Genomic DNA, 440 nt, shown 5'->3' on the forward strand with positions numbered 1-440 from the left:
GCGACGCCCTCGTGGTCCACCGCCACCTTCTCCGGCTCCCGGATGTCCGTCTTGCCCATCTCCAGGAACCGACCACCGCGCGGCAACAACCGCAACGACGCGTCCACGAACTCCCGCGCCAACGAGTCCAACACCACATCCATCCCACGACCCCCGGTCACCCCAAGGAACGCGTCCTCGAAATCCAGATCCCGAGACGAGGCGATGTGCTCCTCATCCAACCCAGCCGCCCGCAACGCGTCCCACTTGCCCACACTCGCCGTACCGAACACCTCCGCACCCAGATGCCGCCCCAACTGCACCGCCGCACTCCCCACACCACCCGCTGCCGCATGCACCAACACCCGCTCACCCGCACGCACCCCACCCAGATCCACCAACGCGTAATACGCCGTCAGGAACACGATCGGCACCGACGCCGCCTGCGCGAACGACCAGCC

The 440-nt window shown here is 67.5% G+C and carries 1 protein-coding gene; it reads right to left on the reverse strand.

The annotated features are described in order from the left end of the window. On the reverse strand, positions 1-440 hold a 440-nt coding region (locus tag AN216_RS00255), incomplete at both ends, for a zinc-binding dehydrogenase (protein ID WP_139140811.1).

Origin of the sequence: Streptomyces oceani (assembly GCF_001751245.1) — a bacterium.
GTDB lineage: Bacteria > Actinomycetota > Actinomycetes > Streptomycetales > Streptomycetaceae > Streptomyces > Streptomyces oceani.